We start from the raw sequence: 17,031 nt of genomic DNA, 5'->3' as shown, positions 1-17,031 counted from the left end.
TCAATAAATCCTACTCAAGTTGTAAAAAAATCCTTTATTTCTATGGTATAATGAAAGCGTGTAATTTAAATAAAGACAGGAGAAAAATATGGGTATCATTAAAGCAGCGACAAGTAGCCTCGGAGGAACGTTAGCCGATCAATGGCTTGAAGTCATCGAACCAGAAGATATGTCCGATCAAACTGTTATGACCAAAGGTGTTATGGTGCGCAAGGACGATAAACGTGGTAGCAATCGTAAAGGAACTTCTGATGTCATTACAGATGGATCTGTCGTGCATGTCTATCCTAATATGATGATGCTCCTTGTTGACGGCGGTAAAATCATTGACTATACCGCAGAAGAAGGTTATTATACGGTCAAAAATGATACTGCACCTTCTATGTTTAACGGTGGACTTAAAGAATCTGTTCAAGAAGCCTTCTTTCGTTTTAAATTTGGTGGTGTGACACCTCAAAAACAAGAAGTTTACTATATTAATCTTCAAGAAATTAAAGGCATAAAGTTTGGAACAGCTACGCCTTTACAATACTTTGATAACTTCTATAATGCGGAACTCTTTCTCCGTACACATGGAACATATTCGATAAGAATTACAGATCCTATCTTGTTCTATGCTAATGCCATTCCAAAAAATCAAACACAAGTTGAAATCTCAGATATCAATGAACAATATCTCCAAGAATTTTTAACAGCATTGAATACGTCAATCAACCTCTACTCAGCACAAGGTGAGCGCGTTTCTTTCCTCCCTTCAAAATCTGTTGAACTTTCAAAATATATGGCGGATACACTTGACGAAGAATGGCGCAAACTTCGTGGAATCGAAGTGGTCGCTGTTGCTGTAAGCTCAATCAGTTACACAGATGACAGTCAAAAACTAATCAATATGCGTAACCAAGGTGCAATGCTAGGTGATCCAAGTGTGCGTGAAGGATATATGCAAGGCGCTGTGGCGCGCGGTATTGAAGCAGCTGGAAGCAATACTGGTGGGGCCATGCAAGCCTTTATGGGAATGGGCATGGGAATGAACCAAGCGGGAGATGTGCTTGGTCAGGCCAGTGCCTCAAATCAAGCCCAAATGGCTCAACAGGAAAAGGCAGCGACAAAATCGGAAGACACGTGGACTTGTTCAGCTTGTGGTACAGAAAATGCAGGAAAATTCTGTTCAAACTGTGGTGAGAAAAAACCTGAAGCGCAAGCTAACTTAAAGATTGAAATGGCTTGCTCAGCTTGTAATGCAGTCGTTAATTTAGCTAATGGTGTTCCAAAATTCTGTCCAGAATGCGGACAACCTTTCGTTGCTAAACCTTTATAAAAATCAGAAAAGAGGTAAATTATGAGCCAGTCAAAGGTTCTCACCCATCTCTGTCCTAATTGTGGCGGTCCCCTCTTATTTGATCCTAAAAGTCAAAAGTTTCATTGCCAGTACTGCTTATCTACCTTTACGGAAGAGGAAGTTACTGCCTTTGAAGCCAAACAAAAAGACAAGGGAATTCCAGAAGAAAGTATTCCAGATGTTCCTTTAGAAACTGATGAGGCAGAAACACCGATTGATGATCAGGTTGGACTCTTTGTTTGTCCTTCATGTGGTGCAGAAATTGTGACAGATGCAACTACTGCTTCTACTTTCTGCTATTATTGTCACAATCCTGTCGTTCTTTCAGAACGTCTCTCTGGGAAATTTCTCCCAGAAAAAGTTCTACCTTTCCAGATTGAACAGAAGGATGCTGAAAAAGCTTTCCTCGACTGGGTAGGGAAAAAGAGATTTGTCCCGAAAGATTTCTTTGATAAAAAACAAATCAAGCAACTTCAAGGTGTTTATTTTCCTTATTGGGTTGTTGGTGCAGATTTAGAAGGACAATTGCAAGCACGTGCCAATAGGATACGGGTCTGGATTGTTGGAGATTTAGAATACACAGAAACTAAGCAATACCAAATCCTCCGAGAAGGAAACAGCAACTTTCAAGATTTAGTAAAAAATGCCTTGAAAAAAAATGAACCAGAAAAAATGGTTGGTGCTGTTCAACCCTTCGATTTATCCAAAGCGGTATCTTTTAAAAATCAGTATCTCTCCGGTTTTTTAACTGAAAAAAGAGATATTGAGTATGCAGAAATCAAGGAACGCGTAGATAGCGAATTACGTCAGTATTCCGAAGCGCTCATGCGCGACACAATTCAAGGCTATACTGCTGTAACCAGTGTTCAATCTCAACAAAGCATTAAAAATCTAGAAAGTGACTATGTGCTTTTGCCACTCTGGCTCGTGACTTATCGTCAAAAAAATAGCGATAAACTTTTCTATTATGCAATGAATGGCCAAACAGGTAAAACTGCTGGTATCCTTCCTGTGGATAAAATGAAAGTCGCTCTGGTGGCACTTCTTATTTTCATCACTGTACTTATACTTGGCGTGACTGTGGGGTGGTTTGTCTCATGAAAAAGAAACGAATACTTTTAACACTATTTTTTACAGTAATTACACTCTGTACATTGTTTGCTTTTGTTAAAGATACTTCTGCACAACAGGTAGGTATTGACGATAAGGCTGCTCTTTTGAGTGGCTCAACACAATCCCTTGAGCAAGAAGCTCAACTGCTTGCAAACCAGACCAAAGCTGGAGTTTTTGTAGTTACAACCATGGACGATACTGAATCGCCCAAAGAGTTAGCAGTCAATTATTTAGCACAAAAAGTCGGGCAAGGGAACAATGGTATTGTCTTGGTGATTAATATGTCACAGCGGAAACTTTATATCTGGGCAACAGGAAACTTAAAGTATTACATTACCTCTTCTCGGATTGAGTCGATTTTAGATGTTGTGCAGCCTCAATTATCCGATGGGAATTATCCACAAGCCATAGAGAGTTTTTATGCACAAGTGACGCATTATTATGAGCAGGGGATACCTGGCGGACGAAAATATACGGTTGACCCGCAAACGGGAGCCGTTACTTTTCATCGTTCCTTCCGTCCTGCTTATATTCTAATTGCAGTTATTCTTGCACTCATCTCCGCTGGTGCCTTTGTTATTGTTCTGGTCTCTCGCTATCAATTAAAGATGGGCGCACACTGGAATTATGGTTATCAAGAGAAAGGAAAATTAAACTTATCCAAACAAAGCGATACGTTGGTCAACTCCTTCATTACTACTCGCCGTATTCCTAGAAATAATAACTCTAGTGGAGGTGGCTTCTCTGGTGGCGGAGGTTCTGGCGGTGGACGGAGTTTTTAATAAAACAAAAAGAGCAAATGCTCTTTTTTATTTTATTATTTTATACTTTCCTGAAGGAAGATTCCCCAATTCATAATTTCCAATCTTTGTACGGATTAAACGTAATGTTGGAAAACCAACATTGGCTGTCATTCGACGCACTTGACGATTTTTCCCTTCTTTGATAGAGATTTCGACCCAGCTTGTGGGTATTGATTTTCGCTCACGAATCGGTGGCGTTCTCTCCCAGAGCCATTCTGGTTCTGAAACTCGCCTAACTTTCGCCGGAAGTGTTTTACCATCTTTAAGCAAAACACCTGCACGGAGTTTTTGAGCTGCTGACTCAGTGAATTCTCCCTCTACCTGTACAAGATAAGTCTTATAAGACTTGGACTTGGGGTCAGTAAGCTTATGATTTAATTTTCCATCATCGGTCAGTAAAAGTAAGCCTTCACTGTCTTTATCTAAACGTCCTGCAGCATATACATTAGGAACATCAATATAATCTTTCAGTGTCTTACGATTGTCAGTATCCGTAAATTTTGTGAGTACGTCAAAGGGTTTATTAAATAGTAATATCATCTCCTCTATTGTACCAAAAGCGGTCCAGCTTCGCACCTACCATAAAGAAAATGTCACATAAAAAAAGCAGTACCAGTCTGCTTTTTTTGTTTAAATTACATTCATGGTAAATGAGCGGCTCTCCATCACACGAAGAATAGCTTCTGCTGTGTCTAAAGCTGTAAAGAGTGGCATACCACGACTAATTGCTTCTTGACGTATGAGGAATCCATCTGTTTCTTGTGTTGATACGCGTTTGCTACCCATTGTATTGACAATAGCTTGAACACGCCCCATACGAATGTCATCAATAACTGTGTCCTCAGTGGATTCCGTCACTTTACCAACTTCTCGAACATAGAGTCCAGCAGTTTTTAGATACTGTGCAGTTCCTGAAGTCGCTACTAGCGAATAACCAATCTCAGCAAAACGTCGCGCCATCTCTAAGGTTTCTGCCTTATCTTCATCAGCCACTGTAAAGAGAATTGACCCATGGTCAGCCACGTGTAGTTTTGCAGCTTCAAAGGACTTATAAAGTGCTTTTTCTAAGGTTGTATCTGACCCCATCACTTCACCTGTGGATTTCATCTCTGGACCGAGAAGGCTATCAACTTTTGCCAATTTGCTAAAGCTGAAGACTGGGGCTTTGATGTGGACAAGTTCTGACTCTGGGGCGAGACCTGATGCATATCCGAGCTCTGATAGTGTTTTCCCTAAAATCATCTGTGTGGCAAGCTGTGCCATCGGAATTCCTGTAACTTTTGATAGGAAAGGAACCGTACGCGAAGCACGTGGATTCACCTCAATAACATATACTTGCTCTTCATGGATGACAAACTGAATATTCATCATTCCGATACAGTTCAAGCCTTCTGCCAAGCGTTTAGTATAATCCACGATTGTCTCAATAATCTCAGAGCTAAAGGTTTGTGGTGGGTAAACCGCCATCGAGTCTCCCGAGTGAACTCCCGCACGTTCAATATGCTCCATAATTCCTGGCAACAAAACATCTTTTCCATCACAAATAGCATCTACTTCACACTCTTGTCCAGTCAAATAGCTGTCTACTAATACTGGGTGTTCTGGCGAAGCCTTGACTGCACGGTTCATATAATTACGCAAATCTGCTTCATTGTCAATAATTTCCATAGCACGTCCACCTAAGACAAAGGATGGGCGTAGCAGGACAGGATAACCAATTTTTTCAGCATTGGCAACTGCTTCTTCTTCATTTGAGGCTGTTGCTCCCGGTGGTTGTGGAATATCCAAGTCGGACAAAGCCTTTTCAAAGGAATCTCGGTCTTCTGCACGTTCAAGGTCTGCTACTTGTGTTCCTAAAATACGTACTCCTGCTTTTTCCAAAGGTTCCGCTAGATTAATCGCTGTCTGCCCACCAAACTGAACGATTACACCTTTGGGCTCCTCTAAATCGATAATGTTCATGACATCTTCGAAAGTCAAAGGTTCAAAGTAGAGTTTATCCGAAATTGAAAAATCAGTAGAAACCGTTTCTGGATTACTGTTGACGATAATTGCTTCATAGCCTAAAGCTTGGATTGCTTTAACTGAATGAACAGTCGCATAGTCAAACTCCACGCCTTGACCGATACGGATTGGACCTGAACCTAGAACAAGAATTTTTTCCTTTTCAGATTTGACAGATTCGTTCTCCCATGTGTAAGACGAGTAGAAATATGGCGTGCTACTTTCAAACTCAGCAGCACAAGTATCTACCATTTTGTAGACTGGCAGAATTTCACCATCTTTGCGACGGCGACGTACTTCTGACTCTGTCACATTCCAAAGTCTGGCAATCTCTTTGTCCGAAAAACCATTTTTCTTGGCTGTTTTCAAAATTTCTGGATCAAAAACATTCAGTTCTAACTCTTTTTCAATCTCAACGATATGGAGTAATTTGTCTAGGAAGAAAATGTCAATCTTACTTAAAGCCGCAATTTCCTCAATGGGAATCCCCCGGCGAATCGCTTCTGAAATATAGAAGAGACGGTCATCCTGTGCTTTAATAATTTTTTCGTACAGGAACTCTTCGGTGACTTTTTCAGCACCTTCTAAACGGTTGTGGCTCACACCTATCTCCAATGAACGTACTGCCTTGAGTAAGCTTTCTTCGATGTTACGACCGATAGCCATTACCTCTCCAGTCGCTTTCATTTGTGTCCCGAGATTACGATCACCATTTTCAAATTTATCAAAGGGGAAGCGCGCAATTTTAGAGACAACGTAGTCAAGTGCTGGCTCAAACATAGCATAAGTCGTGTTTGTTACCGGATTGATAATTTCATCTAATGTCATTCCGACTGCAATTTTGGCCGACATCTTAGCAATCGGATAACCTGTCGCTTTAGAAGCTAAGGCAGAGGAGCGTGAGACACGGGGATTTACTTCAATCACATAATATTTATAAGAATGTGGATCCAAAGCAAGCTGAACATTACATCCTCCTTCGATTTTCAAAGCACGAATGATTTTTAATGAAGCATCACGAAGCATTTGGTATTCAACATCTGACAAGGTTTGACTAGGCGCGAACACAATCGAATCTCCTGTATGTATACCTACGGGATCAAAGTTTTCCATGTTGCAGACCACAATCGCATTATCTGCCGAGTCACGCATCACTTCGTACTCTATTTCTTTATATCCGGCTATTGATTTTTCAATCAAACATTGTGTCACTGGAGAAAGTTTTAATCCATTGGCAACTACCTCACGAAGTTCTGTTTCGTTGTTGCAAATTCCGCCGCCTGTTCCCCCCATCGTAAAGGCTGGACGGACAATGATTGGGTAGCCAATCTCTTTTGCTTGATTAACTGCCTCCTCAACCGTTGTGGCAATTTCAGATTCGCACAAAGGCTCTCCAATACTTTCACAGAGTTCTTTAAATAATTCACGGTCTTCTGCTCGGTCAATGGCAGTTAATTTTGTACCTAAAAGTTCAACCGAAAGTTCTTTCAAAATACCGCTTTCCGCCAATTCCATCGCCATATTTAGCCCTGTTTGACCACCTAAGGTTGGCAAGAGGGCATCTGGTCTTTCTTTGCGAAGGATTTTGCTGACAAACTCAAGCGTAATCGGCTCAATATAAACTTTATCAGCAATTTCACGGTCAGTCATAATCGTTGCTGGATTTGAATTGACCAAAATAACTTGATAACCTTCTTCTTTGAGCGCTAAGCAGGCTTGAGTACCAGCATAGTCAAATTCAGCAGCCTGACCAATAACAATCGGTCCTGAACCGATAATCATAATCTTCTTAATATCCGTACGTTTTGGCATAGTATCCCCATTTCTAAAATTCCAAAGCAGCTGTGAGATAAACTTTGTACTACTCTCTGACAGACATTTTTCTCATTTCCTAGGAATTTTAAGAAAAAAGCACCTGCCAGAAAAAGCAAGTGCAAAGAAGATAGAGTATTCCCTTTTTATTCAAAAGGATTTAATATTCATGTTCACAACCTTGCTAGCCTCTCTGGACCAGTTTAAAAGTTTTATCTTTAGTAGAATATCATTTTCTAAAGATGCAGTCAAATGAAAACTTTGAGAGATCTCTTACTTGAGAGATTTCAGTGAAAAAAACTTGTATCAAAAAACAGCAATAAGATTTACATTAAATAGAAAGCGCCTTCTATTTAATAAATAAAAAAAGAAAAAAGTTCTTTTCTTTTTGAAAGAGTATTCTATCACCCCTCTATAAACACAGCATAAACCCTTTATTTTAAACAAAACATGCTATTTTTAAAATTAATTATAAATTTAAAATTAAATTTTTATAATAATACTCTTGACACTTTCCGTAAAAATGTTATAATTAATTCATAAGTAAATTAGAAATAAATAAGATTTTCGACAAGGGGGATAATATGATAAAAATTTATACAGTTGCTGGTTGCAGCTCAAGCCAAAAAGCAAAAAAATGGCTCGTTGATAACGGTGTAGATTTTCAAGAAATAAATCTTCTTACAGATGATATTAAGAAAGAAGACTTTCTTGAAATTCTTGCTTTGACTGAAAATGGTACGGAGGGAATTATTTCCAAAAGAAGCCGTGCATATCAGAGTTTATCATTAGACCTTGAGCGATTTTCTTTAAATACTCTGGTTACAATCATGAAAGAGAACCGTTCCATTTTACGTCGTCCGCTTATTTTGGATGACAAGCGCCTTCAGATTGGTTACAATGACGATGATATCCGAAAATTTCTCCCACGTCCTGTTCGTGAGGTAAGATTGAGCGATATTAGTCGTAAAGTACGTGATATTGTATTAGAACGTGACTTCCATATTCATGCGAGTTAATAAAAAACCAAGACCTCTGAATTCAGAGACTTGGTTTTTTTATTAAGCTTTATTTTTTAACTTGTCTTCATTTTTGATATTATTAAGTGATTGTTTCAAAACTTTAAGTAAGCCATCGCTGCTATAGATTAAAACATTTGATTTATAAAGTCGAGCAGAGAACAGGAGTATAAACAACATCGTTATAAACATAATTCCCATGGAAATCCAGACTTGTAAATTACTTGCTACACCTGTTGCAATTTGCATCGGTAAGACAAAACTCGAAATAAAAGGGATATAACTTGTCACGGTCATCACGATATTATCAGGTTGAGAAGCAAAAATTACAGAAAGCATGTAACCAAGTAACCCAATCATTGTCATTGGTGTTTGTGCTTTAGGTACATCTTCAACACGAGAAATCAATGAACCGGAAAGAGCTGCTAAAAATGTAAACAGGAGAATTCCTAAGATGACAATCGGAATTACAAGCCAAAATTGTCCAGTAAACACTTCTTGAAGATTTAAACCGTTAAGGAAGCTACGCATCATGTCATTATCTCTGAAGATTAGATAACCTACTCCAATCTGAACAGCATAAGCAAGAACATTGACTGAACAGACTAAGATAATCCCCACTAATTTTCCATAAAAATGAGTTTCGGCTTTAACGCTTGAAAGAATCACTTCCATAATACGCGTTCCTTTTTCGCTGGCAATTTCTTGCGCCACAATACTACCATAAGTTGCAACAAAAATCCAAATCATTACAATCAAGACTGTTGCTATAACCTGCCTCAAACCAGAATAATCTGTACCTTGAATTCTATTGCCATCCGCGTCAAACTCAACATGCACAGGCTCTAATTTCGCGGGAGAAAGAAGGTTCGTTTTTTCTTCTGGTGACAAGCCTAATTGAGTGGCAAAGACACTTTGCTGGATTGCTGTAAGCGTCTGTGAGACAGTCATTTGAGTTGCCGTATCAAGAGAACGTGTGGTTTCTAAGGTTGAGCTTATTTTCCCTTGTTCCATCTCTAAAGCTAAAATCGCGCCTACATCTTCATCTTTAAGTTTACGATTTGCTGCTGTTCTGTCCATTACTTCATACTTAATATTGCCTTTAACTTCAGTCAGCGCACTTCCAATTTCCTTGCTTTTTGTCACTACCGCAATCCGATCAACGTCGCCTGCTCCATCATCTGCTACTCTTGCAATAACATAAATAACTAATCCAATGAGAAGCGGGAGAAAGACCATAACTAAAAAGGCAACTGATTTAACATTTTTACGAAAGACTTCTTTCACGATTGTCCAAAACTTACTATTCATGTGCATCACCTGCCTTCATTTTGAATATTTCTTCCAAGCTTGGCGGTTGTTGTGAAAACATCTGGATATAGCCTGATTGTGCAACATAGTCAAAGACAGCTTTGCCTGCTTCTTCATTTTCTAAAGTTAACTCATAAGTACCATTACGCTCCACCTGTACTTCTTTTACACCTTCCAGCTGTGCGAGATCTTCTTGTGCTACCGGTGCTTCAATAAATACTTTAGTCCGTCCAAAACTTTGACGTACAGCATCAACGGTTCCATCCAGTATTTTCTTACCTTCTTTTACCATTATCATCTTATCCACCATTTTTTCGACATTCAGCATATTATGGTCTGAAAAGACAACACAGACTTTTTGCTCACGTAATTCAGCTACAGCTGTTTTGAGCAACTCTGCATTCACAGGATCTAAACCAGAGAACGGTTCATCTAAAATAACAAGCTTCGGTTCATGAATCAGCGTAGCTATAAGCTGAACCTTCTGCTGATTCCCTTTTGATAATGTTTTAACCTTATCTGTGCGCTTGCCTTTAACCTCAAATTTTTCCATCCAATAATCGATTTTCTCATCGATTTCTTTTCGCGTTTTGCCTCTTAGTTGACCAAAGAAACGCAACTGAGTTTCTATACTATCTTTAGGATAAAGCCCTCTTTCCTCTGGTAAATAACCAATGATGTTATATTCATCACTAGAGAGCGGCTTACCATTCCAGAGCACGCTTCCTGAATCTTGCATCAAAAAATCCAATATTAATCTAAATGTTGTTGTTTTTCCCGATCCATTTTGTCCAATAAAACCTAAAATTTCACCATCTTCAATAGTAAAACTCAGATCATCAACAGCAACAAGTTCTCCGAATGTCTTTCGGAGATTTTTCACTTCGAGCATCCCTTCCTCCTTAAAATTAAATGATAATCTTTTAACTTAGTATACCTTATTAAGTAGATATATTGAAGTAAAAACCTTATCCTTTCCTAGTTAGAGGTGAAAAATTAAAAAAGAAGCAAGTTCTCCTTGCTTCTTGTGTTTACTCTTTTACTAAGGACGGATAAAGCTCACGCCGGCTGTTGAACATTCACGTTCAGTCCCCCAACCACCGTTAAAGTTGCCTTCTTTGACTCTCATCGTAGAGCCAGAAACAGAGATGACTACTGCAACGTGTCCAACACCACCGGCACCCTGGTTTCCTGGTGGAAAGACAGCAATAGTTCCCGCTGCTGGTCCACTGTTTGCGTAACGTACCCAGTCTGCCGCATTACCTACATATGTTGGAATTGCACCACCAAAGTAATCCCAAACATAAGCCGTACATTGTCCAGCTGGATATGGATTCGTCGTTGAAACTGGTGGTTTAGGATCTGTAATTGGCGGCTTAGGTTGCTCAATTTCAGGTTCTACAGTTGGATTGCCTTCATCAACAACTGGCGGCGCCACTGGAGCTGGTTTGTTTTCCACTACAGTTTCTTTGACCTTTTCCTGTTGGGCTGCCACTGACTCTTGTGCAGCTACTTTTTGAGCTTGAACAGCTTCTTGTGCTGCTTGCTCAGCTTCAGCTTTTTGAGTTAACAATTCTTGTTTTTTGCCTTCTTCAGATGTGATTGTGGCTTGGTAATTAAGTTGCGCAACTTTAAGTTGTGCTTCTTGTGTTGCCAATTCATCGGCCTGAGTGCTCAACTCTTGTTGCAAGCGCGTAACTTCCGCGTATTTTTCCATGTTATCTTTGAGTTTCGCTTGAACATTCTTTTGATCTTGTTCTTGCTGTTCAATCATTGCCTTATTGGCACCTGCAACAGTCGACATAGCTGTGATTTTTTGAATGGCATTGGTTAAAGATTTAGAATCCAAAATTGCTGAAATATAATTCGTTGCTGAACCATCAGTTTGAGCACTTCGTGCTTGTGCTTCTAATGCGTGACTACGTTCTTCAATATTCTTATCCAATTCACGAATCTGTGTAGACTGCGCTTTTTGCTGTTCTAACAGCTTTTCTATCTGTTCTTTCATTGAAGTTTGCTTAGCTTTTAGAGCCCCTACTTGGGTCCCAACTGCTTCAACTTTCGCTTGTGCCAAACTCGCCTCATCCTTCAAGTTTGCAATCTTTGAGTCCTGTGCTGCTAACTTATTTTCCGTTGAATCTGCTTTTACAGCAGCTAAGGGAGCACCTGTAGTCAGGACAACCGTTGAAATCATTAGCGTCATAATTAATTTCTTTTTCATAAATTTTAAATTTACTTCCTCTAGGTTTTCTTGTTTGAACATTACTATTGTATCACAAAACCTTTTATTTTCGTTACAGAAGCTGCTTATCGTGTTACATTTAAATTACCTATTATTGCACCGGCGTAACTTGTTTTTAATACACTATATAATTTAAAGAAACAAAAAAAGCTCCAAAATAAGGAGCTTTTAAATAAAAGGGCGTTAATTAATATTATAGTTTTGCAAGAACTTTATCAACAAAGGCATCAACTTCATTGATTTGTTCTTTTGTTAAATCACCACCAGCAGGTGCGAAAAATGTCATACCTTGCATGTTTAAATGCAAATCAAAAGATTCTTCATTAACTTTAATGCCTTTGTCTTTTGCTGCTGCAGTAATTTTTTTAATTGCAGATTCCAAGTGACCCGAAGTAGAAAAGGCAACAATTTGTTTGATTTTACCACTGTCTAAAGCTGCCAAGTATTCCTTCATGTCTTTTGTTACAGAAGCAAACCAAACACCTGCTCCAAGAAACAAGACATCTACTTCCTCTTCTAGAGGTTCAGAGATTCGTTCTGCTTTCACATCAATTTTTTTCGCAATTTCATCAGCAACTGCACGTGTATTTCCACCTCGTGAAGCATATCTTACTGCATATTTCATCTTAATAATTCCTCCTTTGTTCCTTCACTTATAGACTATCATATTTTGTGAAGTATGTGAAATTTCTAGCTTATAAATTTCGTGGACTTCATCATATTGCTGTAGTTATTCCAAATAAAAAAGCTTTTCCTTGAAAAGCTTTTTTATTTACTTATTCTACGTCTCCCTTTTGGCTTCACTCTTTTATAGGATGAACGAGACAGACGCGCTCTTTTATGTTCTAATTTCTTTCTACCTGCTTCGCGAACTAATACGAACTCAGGCAATTGATTATATTTCATGGAAAGTACGAGCCCTAAACCAATAATATTACTGATCAATGCCGAACCACCTTGTGAAATGAACGGTAAAGGAATACCCGTCAATGGGACCAAGCCAATCGCTGCTCCAATATTTTCAAAGACATGGAACAGAATCATCATAATAATCCCCGTGGATATAAAGATATAGAACTGGTTATTGGATTGAAAAGTCACCCGAATCATACGATAAATCAAGATGAAATAAAGTAAAATGACAAAAGTTGCACCGACAAAACCAAAATCTTCTCCGATAACGGTAAAAATCATATCTGATTCACGGACTGGTACGTTGACATTTGCCACTCCAAATCCATGTCCAAAGAGACCGCCGACACCGATAGCAATCAAAGCACGAGATTGTTGAAGTGAGAATGTCTGTGTGTACTCAAAGGGATGAAGCCAAGCTAAGAAACGATTAACCTGATATTGGCTGAAAACAGTTCCTAAGAGCTCTTGTCCCTTAGGATTCATCACCATAGCTACAACACCCACGGCGACTAGTATAGCTATGAGGAGGACAGGCAAGATAATTTTCCAAGATACCCCTGAAACAAGAATGATTCCCGCTGCAATCACAAGGAAAACCATAAAGGTACCAAAGTCTTTTTGTAAAGCTGCAAGAATAGCAATGGGCACAGTAGCCAAGCCAATTTGTCCAATTAAGATAAAATCATCTTTAAGATAACGTTTTTTCAGTTTGTTTTGAAAGGAAACGACAATCCTTGCTAAAAACAATATATAGGCTATTTTCATGAGCTCCGAGGGCTGGAAAAGATTGGTGTTATGAAAGGCAACCCAGTTCTTTGCACCTGTCAGCTCATACATCGAAGGGCTGTAAAAGAATATGGGCAGCACCATCAAAATAAGACCAAAACCATACAGAACCGGCGTAAGGTTCCAAAGCAGCCTCGAGTCCATATGCATGACAATTAAGGCTAAAATAACACCGACAATAATCCAAGTCCCTTGTTGTCCAACCATCTTAACCGCTTGTGTCGGATAATCATGACTTACAGCAACCCAAATGGCATAAAGACCGATAACTGTTAAAAGAAAAGCTGGTAGAATAAGCGCATAGTCAATACGACTGTCAAAAGTTAGCTTATTTTTAGGCTGCTTTTTCTTTTTATTTATTGTATTTGTTTTATTATTCAAAATGAAGCTCCATCACTAGAAAGTCTATAGGCTCTATTATACATTATTTATATAAAAATGGTTGCTTTCGCAAAACCATTATTGTTTGTTATTTAAAGTTCTTCTTAGAACAAATTTCCAAGTAAGTTTCCACCGAAGATTAAAGCATACGAATAGAATAAAATCGGTAGTGGCTTACATAAAATCATCACCCAGTTAAAGAATTTCCAACTCATACGAGTCTGACTCGCAATGAGAACCAAAGCATCATCAGGCGCGATTGGTGAGAGAATTAAAAGTAGAAAAGCGATATTAAATCTCTTTTGCCCTTTTTCGAGCCAAGCCATATACTTGTTGTAGGTTTTCTCTTTGACAAAGACCTGAACTAAGGACTGTCCATACTTTCGACCAAGATGGAAAAGTATCACTGAACCAACAACTATCCCGACATAATTGTAAACAAAACCCCAGAAAGGTCCAAATATTAAGACCCCTGCTGCAATTGTTAATCCTCCCGGAATAATCGGAATAATTACTTGAATAATTTGCATACAGAAGAAAATTATCGGACCAAGCAAAGCATGCGCTGTTACTAGACGTTTCAAAATTTCTTGATCTTGAAAAGCCCCGAGATGCCAGAGGTAAACACTACCAACAATAGTAGCAATAAAACCCAAAATTGTAATCACGTTAAAAACTCGTTTGGTATATTTTAAGACAATGTTGTTCATCTTCACCTCGTGTGGATTTAGTTTGCTCTTTCTTTCAGATATTTTTCGCCTTCTTCAATCCAAAGTTCTCTTTTCTCAGCTAAACTTTTAAAGCCAATCTTATTACGAGAATCTGTGAATCGTTTTTTACGATAAAAGTAATGATTTTGTGGATTTTCTTCGAGACTGCGAATGGAGAGACTGACTTTACCATTGTACTCATCAATATCTATTATCTGAGCTTTTACATGTTGCCCTACTTTGATAACTTCTCGAATATTTTTGACGAAACCTGACTGAACTTCAGAAATATGAATCAAGCCTTTATGTTCAGTATTTTGACGGTCCGCAAACTTTACAAAAGCACCATAATCTTGGAGCCCGATTATCTCAGCAGTGACTTTATCACCAATTTTTACGGATTTATCAATCATTTTATTTCTCGATAATTTCAATATTTTCGATGACTACATCGTCAACTGGACGATCTTGCATTCCGACACGTACAGCGGCAATTTTATCTAAAACTTCAAATGATTTTTCATCTACAAGTTGGCCAAATACTGTGTGACGCCCGTCCAGATGCGGTGTTCCACCTTGAGTGTAGACTTCAGCAACTTCTTCAGGCCATCCACCATCAATCAAGGCTGATTTTGGATAAGGGAGGTTTTGGTTTTGAACAATGAAGAACTGGCTTCCATTTGTATTTGGTCCAGCATTGGCCATTGACAAGGCACCACGAATATTGAACGCATCTTGTGAAAATTCATCTTCAAATTTTTCACCATAGATTGATTCACCACCCATACCTGTTCCTGTTGGGTCGCCACCTTGAATCATAAAGTCTTTGATAATACGGTGGAAAATAATACCATCGTAGTATCCTTTTTTGCTGAGTTCAACAAAGTTTTTAACAGTTTTTGGAGCAAGCTCGTCAAAGAGTTTCACAGTCATATCCCCATGATTAGTATGGATGATTGCTGTTGTTCCATCATATGCTTCAAGATTAAGTTGTGGGTAAGTCATTTGTTTCTCTTTTCTAAATTTTATCAAAAATCTCGTAGATGAGACTTTCATTTTTGTAAGTTTAATCGATGAGTTGAAGTGTACGCAAAGCTTTTAAAATACCATCTTTCTGTACTGTATCCGTGACATAGTCTGCTTTTTCCAAAATGAGAGGATGTGAGATTTTCATAGCCACCGAAAGTCCAGCCAAATCAAAAAGCTCCTTATCATTAAGCTCATCGCCAAAATTCATCATATTTTCTGGTGCAAGACCGAGATATTCTAATACTTTCATACAGCCATTGGCTTTGCTCCCTAAAACCGGAACAATATCGGAAGAATTCGGGTGCCATCGTACCATTCTTACTTTTTGAGCCAAACGTTGAGGCAGTCGAAGTCTTTGATCATGCTCAGAGATTGTAAGGAGTTGAAAAACATCATGCTCTTTGTAGTAATCTGGTTTAACTTCGAGTACGCCATAATCAGCTGGAATAACGCTCTCAGTTAATCCTTCCCATTTTGAAGCTTTTAAGTTCTCATTTCCTACAAAAAGATATTCAGCACCTTCACTCTTTAGCCAAGACACTATTTCATCAACAGTTTTTTTATCCAAGGGATTTTTGTAAATAATCTCCTGCGCCTGGTTTTGCACCAAAGCACCATTAATCGTTACAAAAAAATCAGGATTTAAATTGCGGATTTCAGGGAGAACATTATAGTAATTTCGTCCTGTCGCAATACCTGTTTTTATTCCTTTTTGGCGTAAAGTTTCAAAGATAAAGGGTAAGCTTTCGGGTATATAGCCTGTTTTTAGGTCACGTAAAGTATCATCGATATCGAAAAAAATAATTTTGATTTTTGAAGCTTTTTCGATTAAATCTTTCATGACTCTATTATACCAGATATAGGTTATTTTCGCTATTGTACATACAATTAGGGATGATGATTTCTACTTTTTAAAATTTTTTACTGATCGACCAGTTTGTGTTGGATAGCGTAAATTGTTGCTTGCGTCCGATCATTCACTTCTAATTTATTAAAGATGTTAGAGACATGTGTTTTAACTGTTTTAAGACTTATAAATAGTTGATTCGCAATCTCCTGATTAGAAAGCCCCTGGGCTAATATTTTCAAAACTTCCATTTCTCTTTTTGAAAGATTGTCATACAATTCAGGTTTTCGATGCTTTTGTTGATTGATTTTTTCTTTAACCGCTCCCGACAAAACATCTTGCCCGCTCGCAACTTTACGGATAGCACTGGCAATTTCGGCAGCCTGAGAAGTTTTGAGAATATAACCTTTTGCCCCAGCAGCCAAAGCTGGAAAGACTTTTTCATCATCTAAAAAGCTCGTCAAAATCAAAATCTTCTGTTCTGGCATTTCCGCTAAGATTTTTTGCGTCGCCCCAATGCCATCTAGACGGTCCATAACCAAATCCATCAGAATGACATCTGGTTTTAAATTTTTTGCTTTAAGATAGCCTGATTCGCCATCCGCTGCCTCTCCTACGACTTCAATATCGGGCTGAATATTCATAAAGCTAGAGAGCCCTAAGCGGACCATTTGATGATCATCAACAATTAATAATTTTATTTTATCCATTTTTTCCTTT

16 protein-coding genes are annotated in these 17,031 nt (G+C 38.5%); 4 read left to right on the top strand and 12 right to left on the bottom strand.

From position 1 onward, the window contains the following. The first annotated feature begins 88 nt into the window (after nt 1-88). Genes J0J35_RS01335 through J0J35_RS01325 form a run of 3 tightly spaced genes read left to right on the top strand, consistent with a single transcriptional unit; the run spans nt 89 to nt 3,234 of the window. Nucleotides 89-1,318 carry an SPFH domain-containing protein gene (locus J0J35_RS01335; RefSeq protein WP_086582133.1) on the top strand — a complete coding sequence of 410 codons (1,230 nt, stop codon included), beginning with the start codon at nt 89-91 and terminating at the stop codon, nt 1,316-1,318. 21 nt (nt 1,319-1,339) lie between these two features. After that, a complete protein-coding gene (locus J0J35_RS01330) occupies nt 1,340-2,440 on the top strand; it encodes an ATP/GTP-binding protein (protein ID WP_019291651.1) in 1,101 nt (366 codons plus the stop codon). After that, nucleotides 2,437-3,234 (top strand): YgcG family protein, encoded by a 798-nt coding sequence (locus tag J0J35_RS01325; RefSeq protein ID WP_206917261.1) that lies wholly within the window; start codon nt 2,437-2,439, stop codon nt 3,232-3,234. The genes J0J35_RS01330 and J0J35_RS01325 overlap by 4 nt, the downstream gene beginning before the upstream one ends. 27 nt (nt 3,235-3,261) lie before the next feature. Here J0J35_RS01325 and J0J35_RS01320 read toward each other — a convergent pair whose 3' ends face one another. Together J0J35_RS01320 and carB are read right to left on the bottom strand one after the other, a co-directional pair. Continuing rightward, nucleotides 3,262-3,795 carry an rRNA large subunit pseudouridine synthase E gene (locus J0J35_RS01320; RefSeq protein WP_206917251.1) on the bottom strand — a complete coding sequence of 178 codons (534 nt, stop codon included), beginning with the start codon at nt 3,793-3,795 and terminating at the stop codon, nt 3,262-3,264. Nucleotides 3,796-3,885: 90 nt separating this feature from the next. Then, on the bottom strand, nt 3,886-7,071 hold the full coding sequence (gene carB / locus J0J35_RS01315) for a carbamoyl-phosphate synthase large subunit (RefSeq protein ID WP_206917248.1): 3,186 nt from the start codon (nt 7,069-7,071) through the stop codon (nt 3,886-3,888). Nucleotides 7,072-7,655: 584 nt separating this feature from the next. On the opposite strand from carB, the gene J0J35_RS01310 reads away from it, so the two are divergent. Further along, the gene (locus tag J0J35_RS01310) at nt 7,656-8,090 is read left to right on the top strand and encodes a Spx/MgsR family RNA polymerase-binding regulatory protein (RefSeq protein ID WP_206917246.1); all 435 of its coding nucleotides are present in this window, start codon (nt 7,656-7,658) and stop codon (nt 8,088-8,090) included. A gap of 42 nt (nt 8,091-8,132) precedes the next feature. On the opposite strand, the gene J0J35_RS01305 is transcribed toward J0J35_RS01310, so the two are convergent. From J0J35_RS01305 to J0J35_RS01260, 10 genes are all read right to left on the bottom strand, one after another. Next, entirely contained in the window at nt 8,133-9,401 is a 1,269-nt protein-coding gene (locus J0J35_RS01305) for an ABC transporter permease (protein ID WP_019293731.1), read from the bottom strand. Further along, nucleotides 9,394-10,293: an ABC transporter ATP-binding protein gene (locus J0J35_RS01300; RefSeq protein WP_206917243.1), complete on the bottom strand. Its 900-nt coding sequence runs from the start codon at nt 10,291-10,293 to the stop codon at nt 9,394-9,396. The genes J0J35_RS01305 and J0J35_RS01300 overlap by 8 nt, the downstream gene beginning before the upstream one ends. Before the next feature lie 150 nt (nt 10,294-10,443). Then, nucleotides 10,444-11,622, bottom strand: a complete 1,179-nt coding sequence (locus J0J35_RS01295) for a CHAP domain-containing protein (protein ID WP_206917241.1) — start codon at nt 11,620-11,622, stop codon at nt 10,444-10,446. A gap of 214 nt (nt 11,623-11,836) precedes the next feature. Beyond that, on the bottom strand, nt 11,837-12,268 hold the full coding sequence (locus J0J35_RS01290; protein ID WP_004258465.1) for a flavodoxin family protein: 432 nt from the start codon (nt 12,266-12,268) through the stop codon (nt 11,837-11,839). Nucleotides 12,269-12,411: 143 nt separating this feature from the next. Then, nucleotides 12,412-13,725: an FtsW/RodA/SpoVE family cell cycle protein gene (locus J0J35_RS01285; RefSeq protein ID WP_019293734.1), complete on the bottom strand. Its 1,314-nt coding sequence runs from the start codon at nt 13,723-13,725 to the stop codon at nt 12,412-12,414. Between the two features lie 104 nt (nt 13,726-13,829). Next, nucleotides 13,830-14,435: a TVP38/TMEM64 family protein gene (locus J0J35_RS01280; protein ID WP_206917233.1), complete on the bottom strand. Its 606-nt coding sequence runs from the start codon at nt 14,433-14,435 to the stop codon at nt 13,830-13,832. Nucleotides 14,436-14,452: 17 nt separating this feature from the next. Then, nucleotides 14,453-14,848, bottom strand: coding sequence for a CvfD/Ygs/GSP13 family RNA-binding post-transcriptional regulator (locus J0J35_RS01275; RefSeq protein ID WP_019291661.1), 396 nt, complete (start codon nt 14,846-14,848; stop codon nt 14,453-14,455). Nucleotide 14,849: 1 nt separating this feature from the next. Beyond that, nucleotides 14,850-15,440, bottom strand: coding sequence for a peptidylprolyl isomerase (locus J0J35_RS01270; protein ID WP_019291662.1), 591 nt, complete (start codon nt 15,438-15,440; stop codon nt 14,850-14,852). A gap of 61 nt (nt 15,441-15,501) precedes the next feature. After that, complete coding sequence (locus J0J35_RS01265; protein ID WP_019291663.1) at nt 15,502-16,305, bottom strand: Cof-type HAD-IIB family hydrolase; 804 nt, start codon at nt 16,303-16,305, stop codon at nt 15,502-15,504. Nucleotides 16,306-16,385: 80 nt separating this feature from the next. Further along, a complete protein-coding gene (locus tag J0J35_RS01260) occupies nt 16,386-17,021 on the bottom strand; it encodes a response regulator transcription factor (protein WP_206917230.1) in 636 nt (211 codons plus the stop codon). Between the last annotated feature and the right edge of the window lie 10 nt (nt 17,022-17,031).

The sequence above is a fragment of the Lactococcus sp. LG606 genome (genome assembly GCF_017309645.1).
In the GTDB taxonomy this organism is placed as follows: domain Bacteria; phylum Bacillota; class Bacilli; order Lactobacillales; family Streptococcaceae; genus Lactococcus; species Lactococcus petauri.
The sequence above is the reverse complement of the archived record's forward strand: the minus strand, read 5'-3'. Positions and strand labels throughout refer to the sequence as shown.

Excerpts from the sequence above, each read along its gene's own strand:
- J0J35_RS01335 (WP_086582133.1), top strand. The coding sequence starts at position 89 with ATGGGTATCATTAAAGCAGCGACAAGTAGCCTCGGAGGAACGTTAGCC.
- J0J35_RS01280 (WP_206917233.1), bottom strand. The coding sequence starts at position 14,435 with ATGAACAACATTGTCTTAAAATATACCAAACGAGTTTTTAACGTGATT.
- J0J35_RS01310 (WP_206917246.1), top strand. The coding sequence starts at position 7,656 with ATGATAAAAATTTATACAGTTGCTGGTTGCAGCTCAAGCCAAAAAGCA.
- J0J35_RS01270 (WP_019291662.1), bottom strand. The coding sequence starts at position 15,440 with ATGACTTACCCACAACTTAATCTTGAAGCATATGATGGAACAACAGCA.
- carB (WP_206917248.1), bottom strand. The coding sequence starts at position 7,071 with ATGCCAAAACGTACGGATATTAAGAAGATTATGATTATCGGTTCAGGA.
- J0J35_RS01325 (WP_206917261.1), top strand. The coding sequence starts at position 2,437 with ATGAAAAAGAAACGAATACTTTTAACACTATTTTTTACAGTAATTACA.
- J0J35_RS01295 (WP_206917241.1), bottom strand. The coding sequence starts at position 11,622 with ATGAAAAAGAAATTAATTATGACGCTAATGATTTCAACGGTTGTCCTG.
- J0J35_RS01265 (WP_019291663.1), bottom strand. The coding sequence starts at position 16,305 with ATGAAAGATTTAATCGAAAAAGCTTCAAAAATCAAAATTATTTTTTTC.
- J0J35_RS01290 (WP_004258465.1), bottom strand. The coding sequence starts at position 12,268 with ATGAAATATGCAGTAAGATATGCTTCACGAGGTGGAAATACACGTGCA.
- J0J35_RS01320 (WP_206917251.1), bottom strand. The coding sequence starts at position 3,795 with ATGATATTACTATTTAATAAACCCTTTGACGTACTCACAAAATTTACG.
- J0J35_RS01305 (WP_019293731.1), bottom strand. The coding sequence starts at position 9,401 with ATGAATAGTAAGTTTTGGACAATCGTGAAAGAAGTCTTTCGTAAAAAT.
- J0J35_RS01300 (WP_206917243.1), bottom strand. The coding sequence starts at position 10,293 with ATGCTCGAAGTGAAAAATCTCCGAAAGACATTCGGAGAACTTGTTGCT.
- J0J35_RS01275 (WP_019291661.1), bottom strand. The coding sequence starts at position 14,848 with ATGATTGATAAATCCGTAAAAATTGGTGATAAAGTCACTGCTGAGATA.
- J0J35_RS01330 (WP_019291651.1), top strand. The coding sequence starts at position 1,340 with ATGAGCCAGTCAAAGGTTCTCACCCATCTCTGTCCTAATTGTGGCGGT.
- J0J35_RS01260 (WP_206917230.1), bottom strand. The coding sequence starts at position 17,021 with ATGGATAAAATAAAATTATTAATTGTTGATGATCATCAAATGGTCCGC.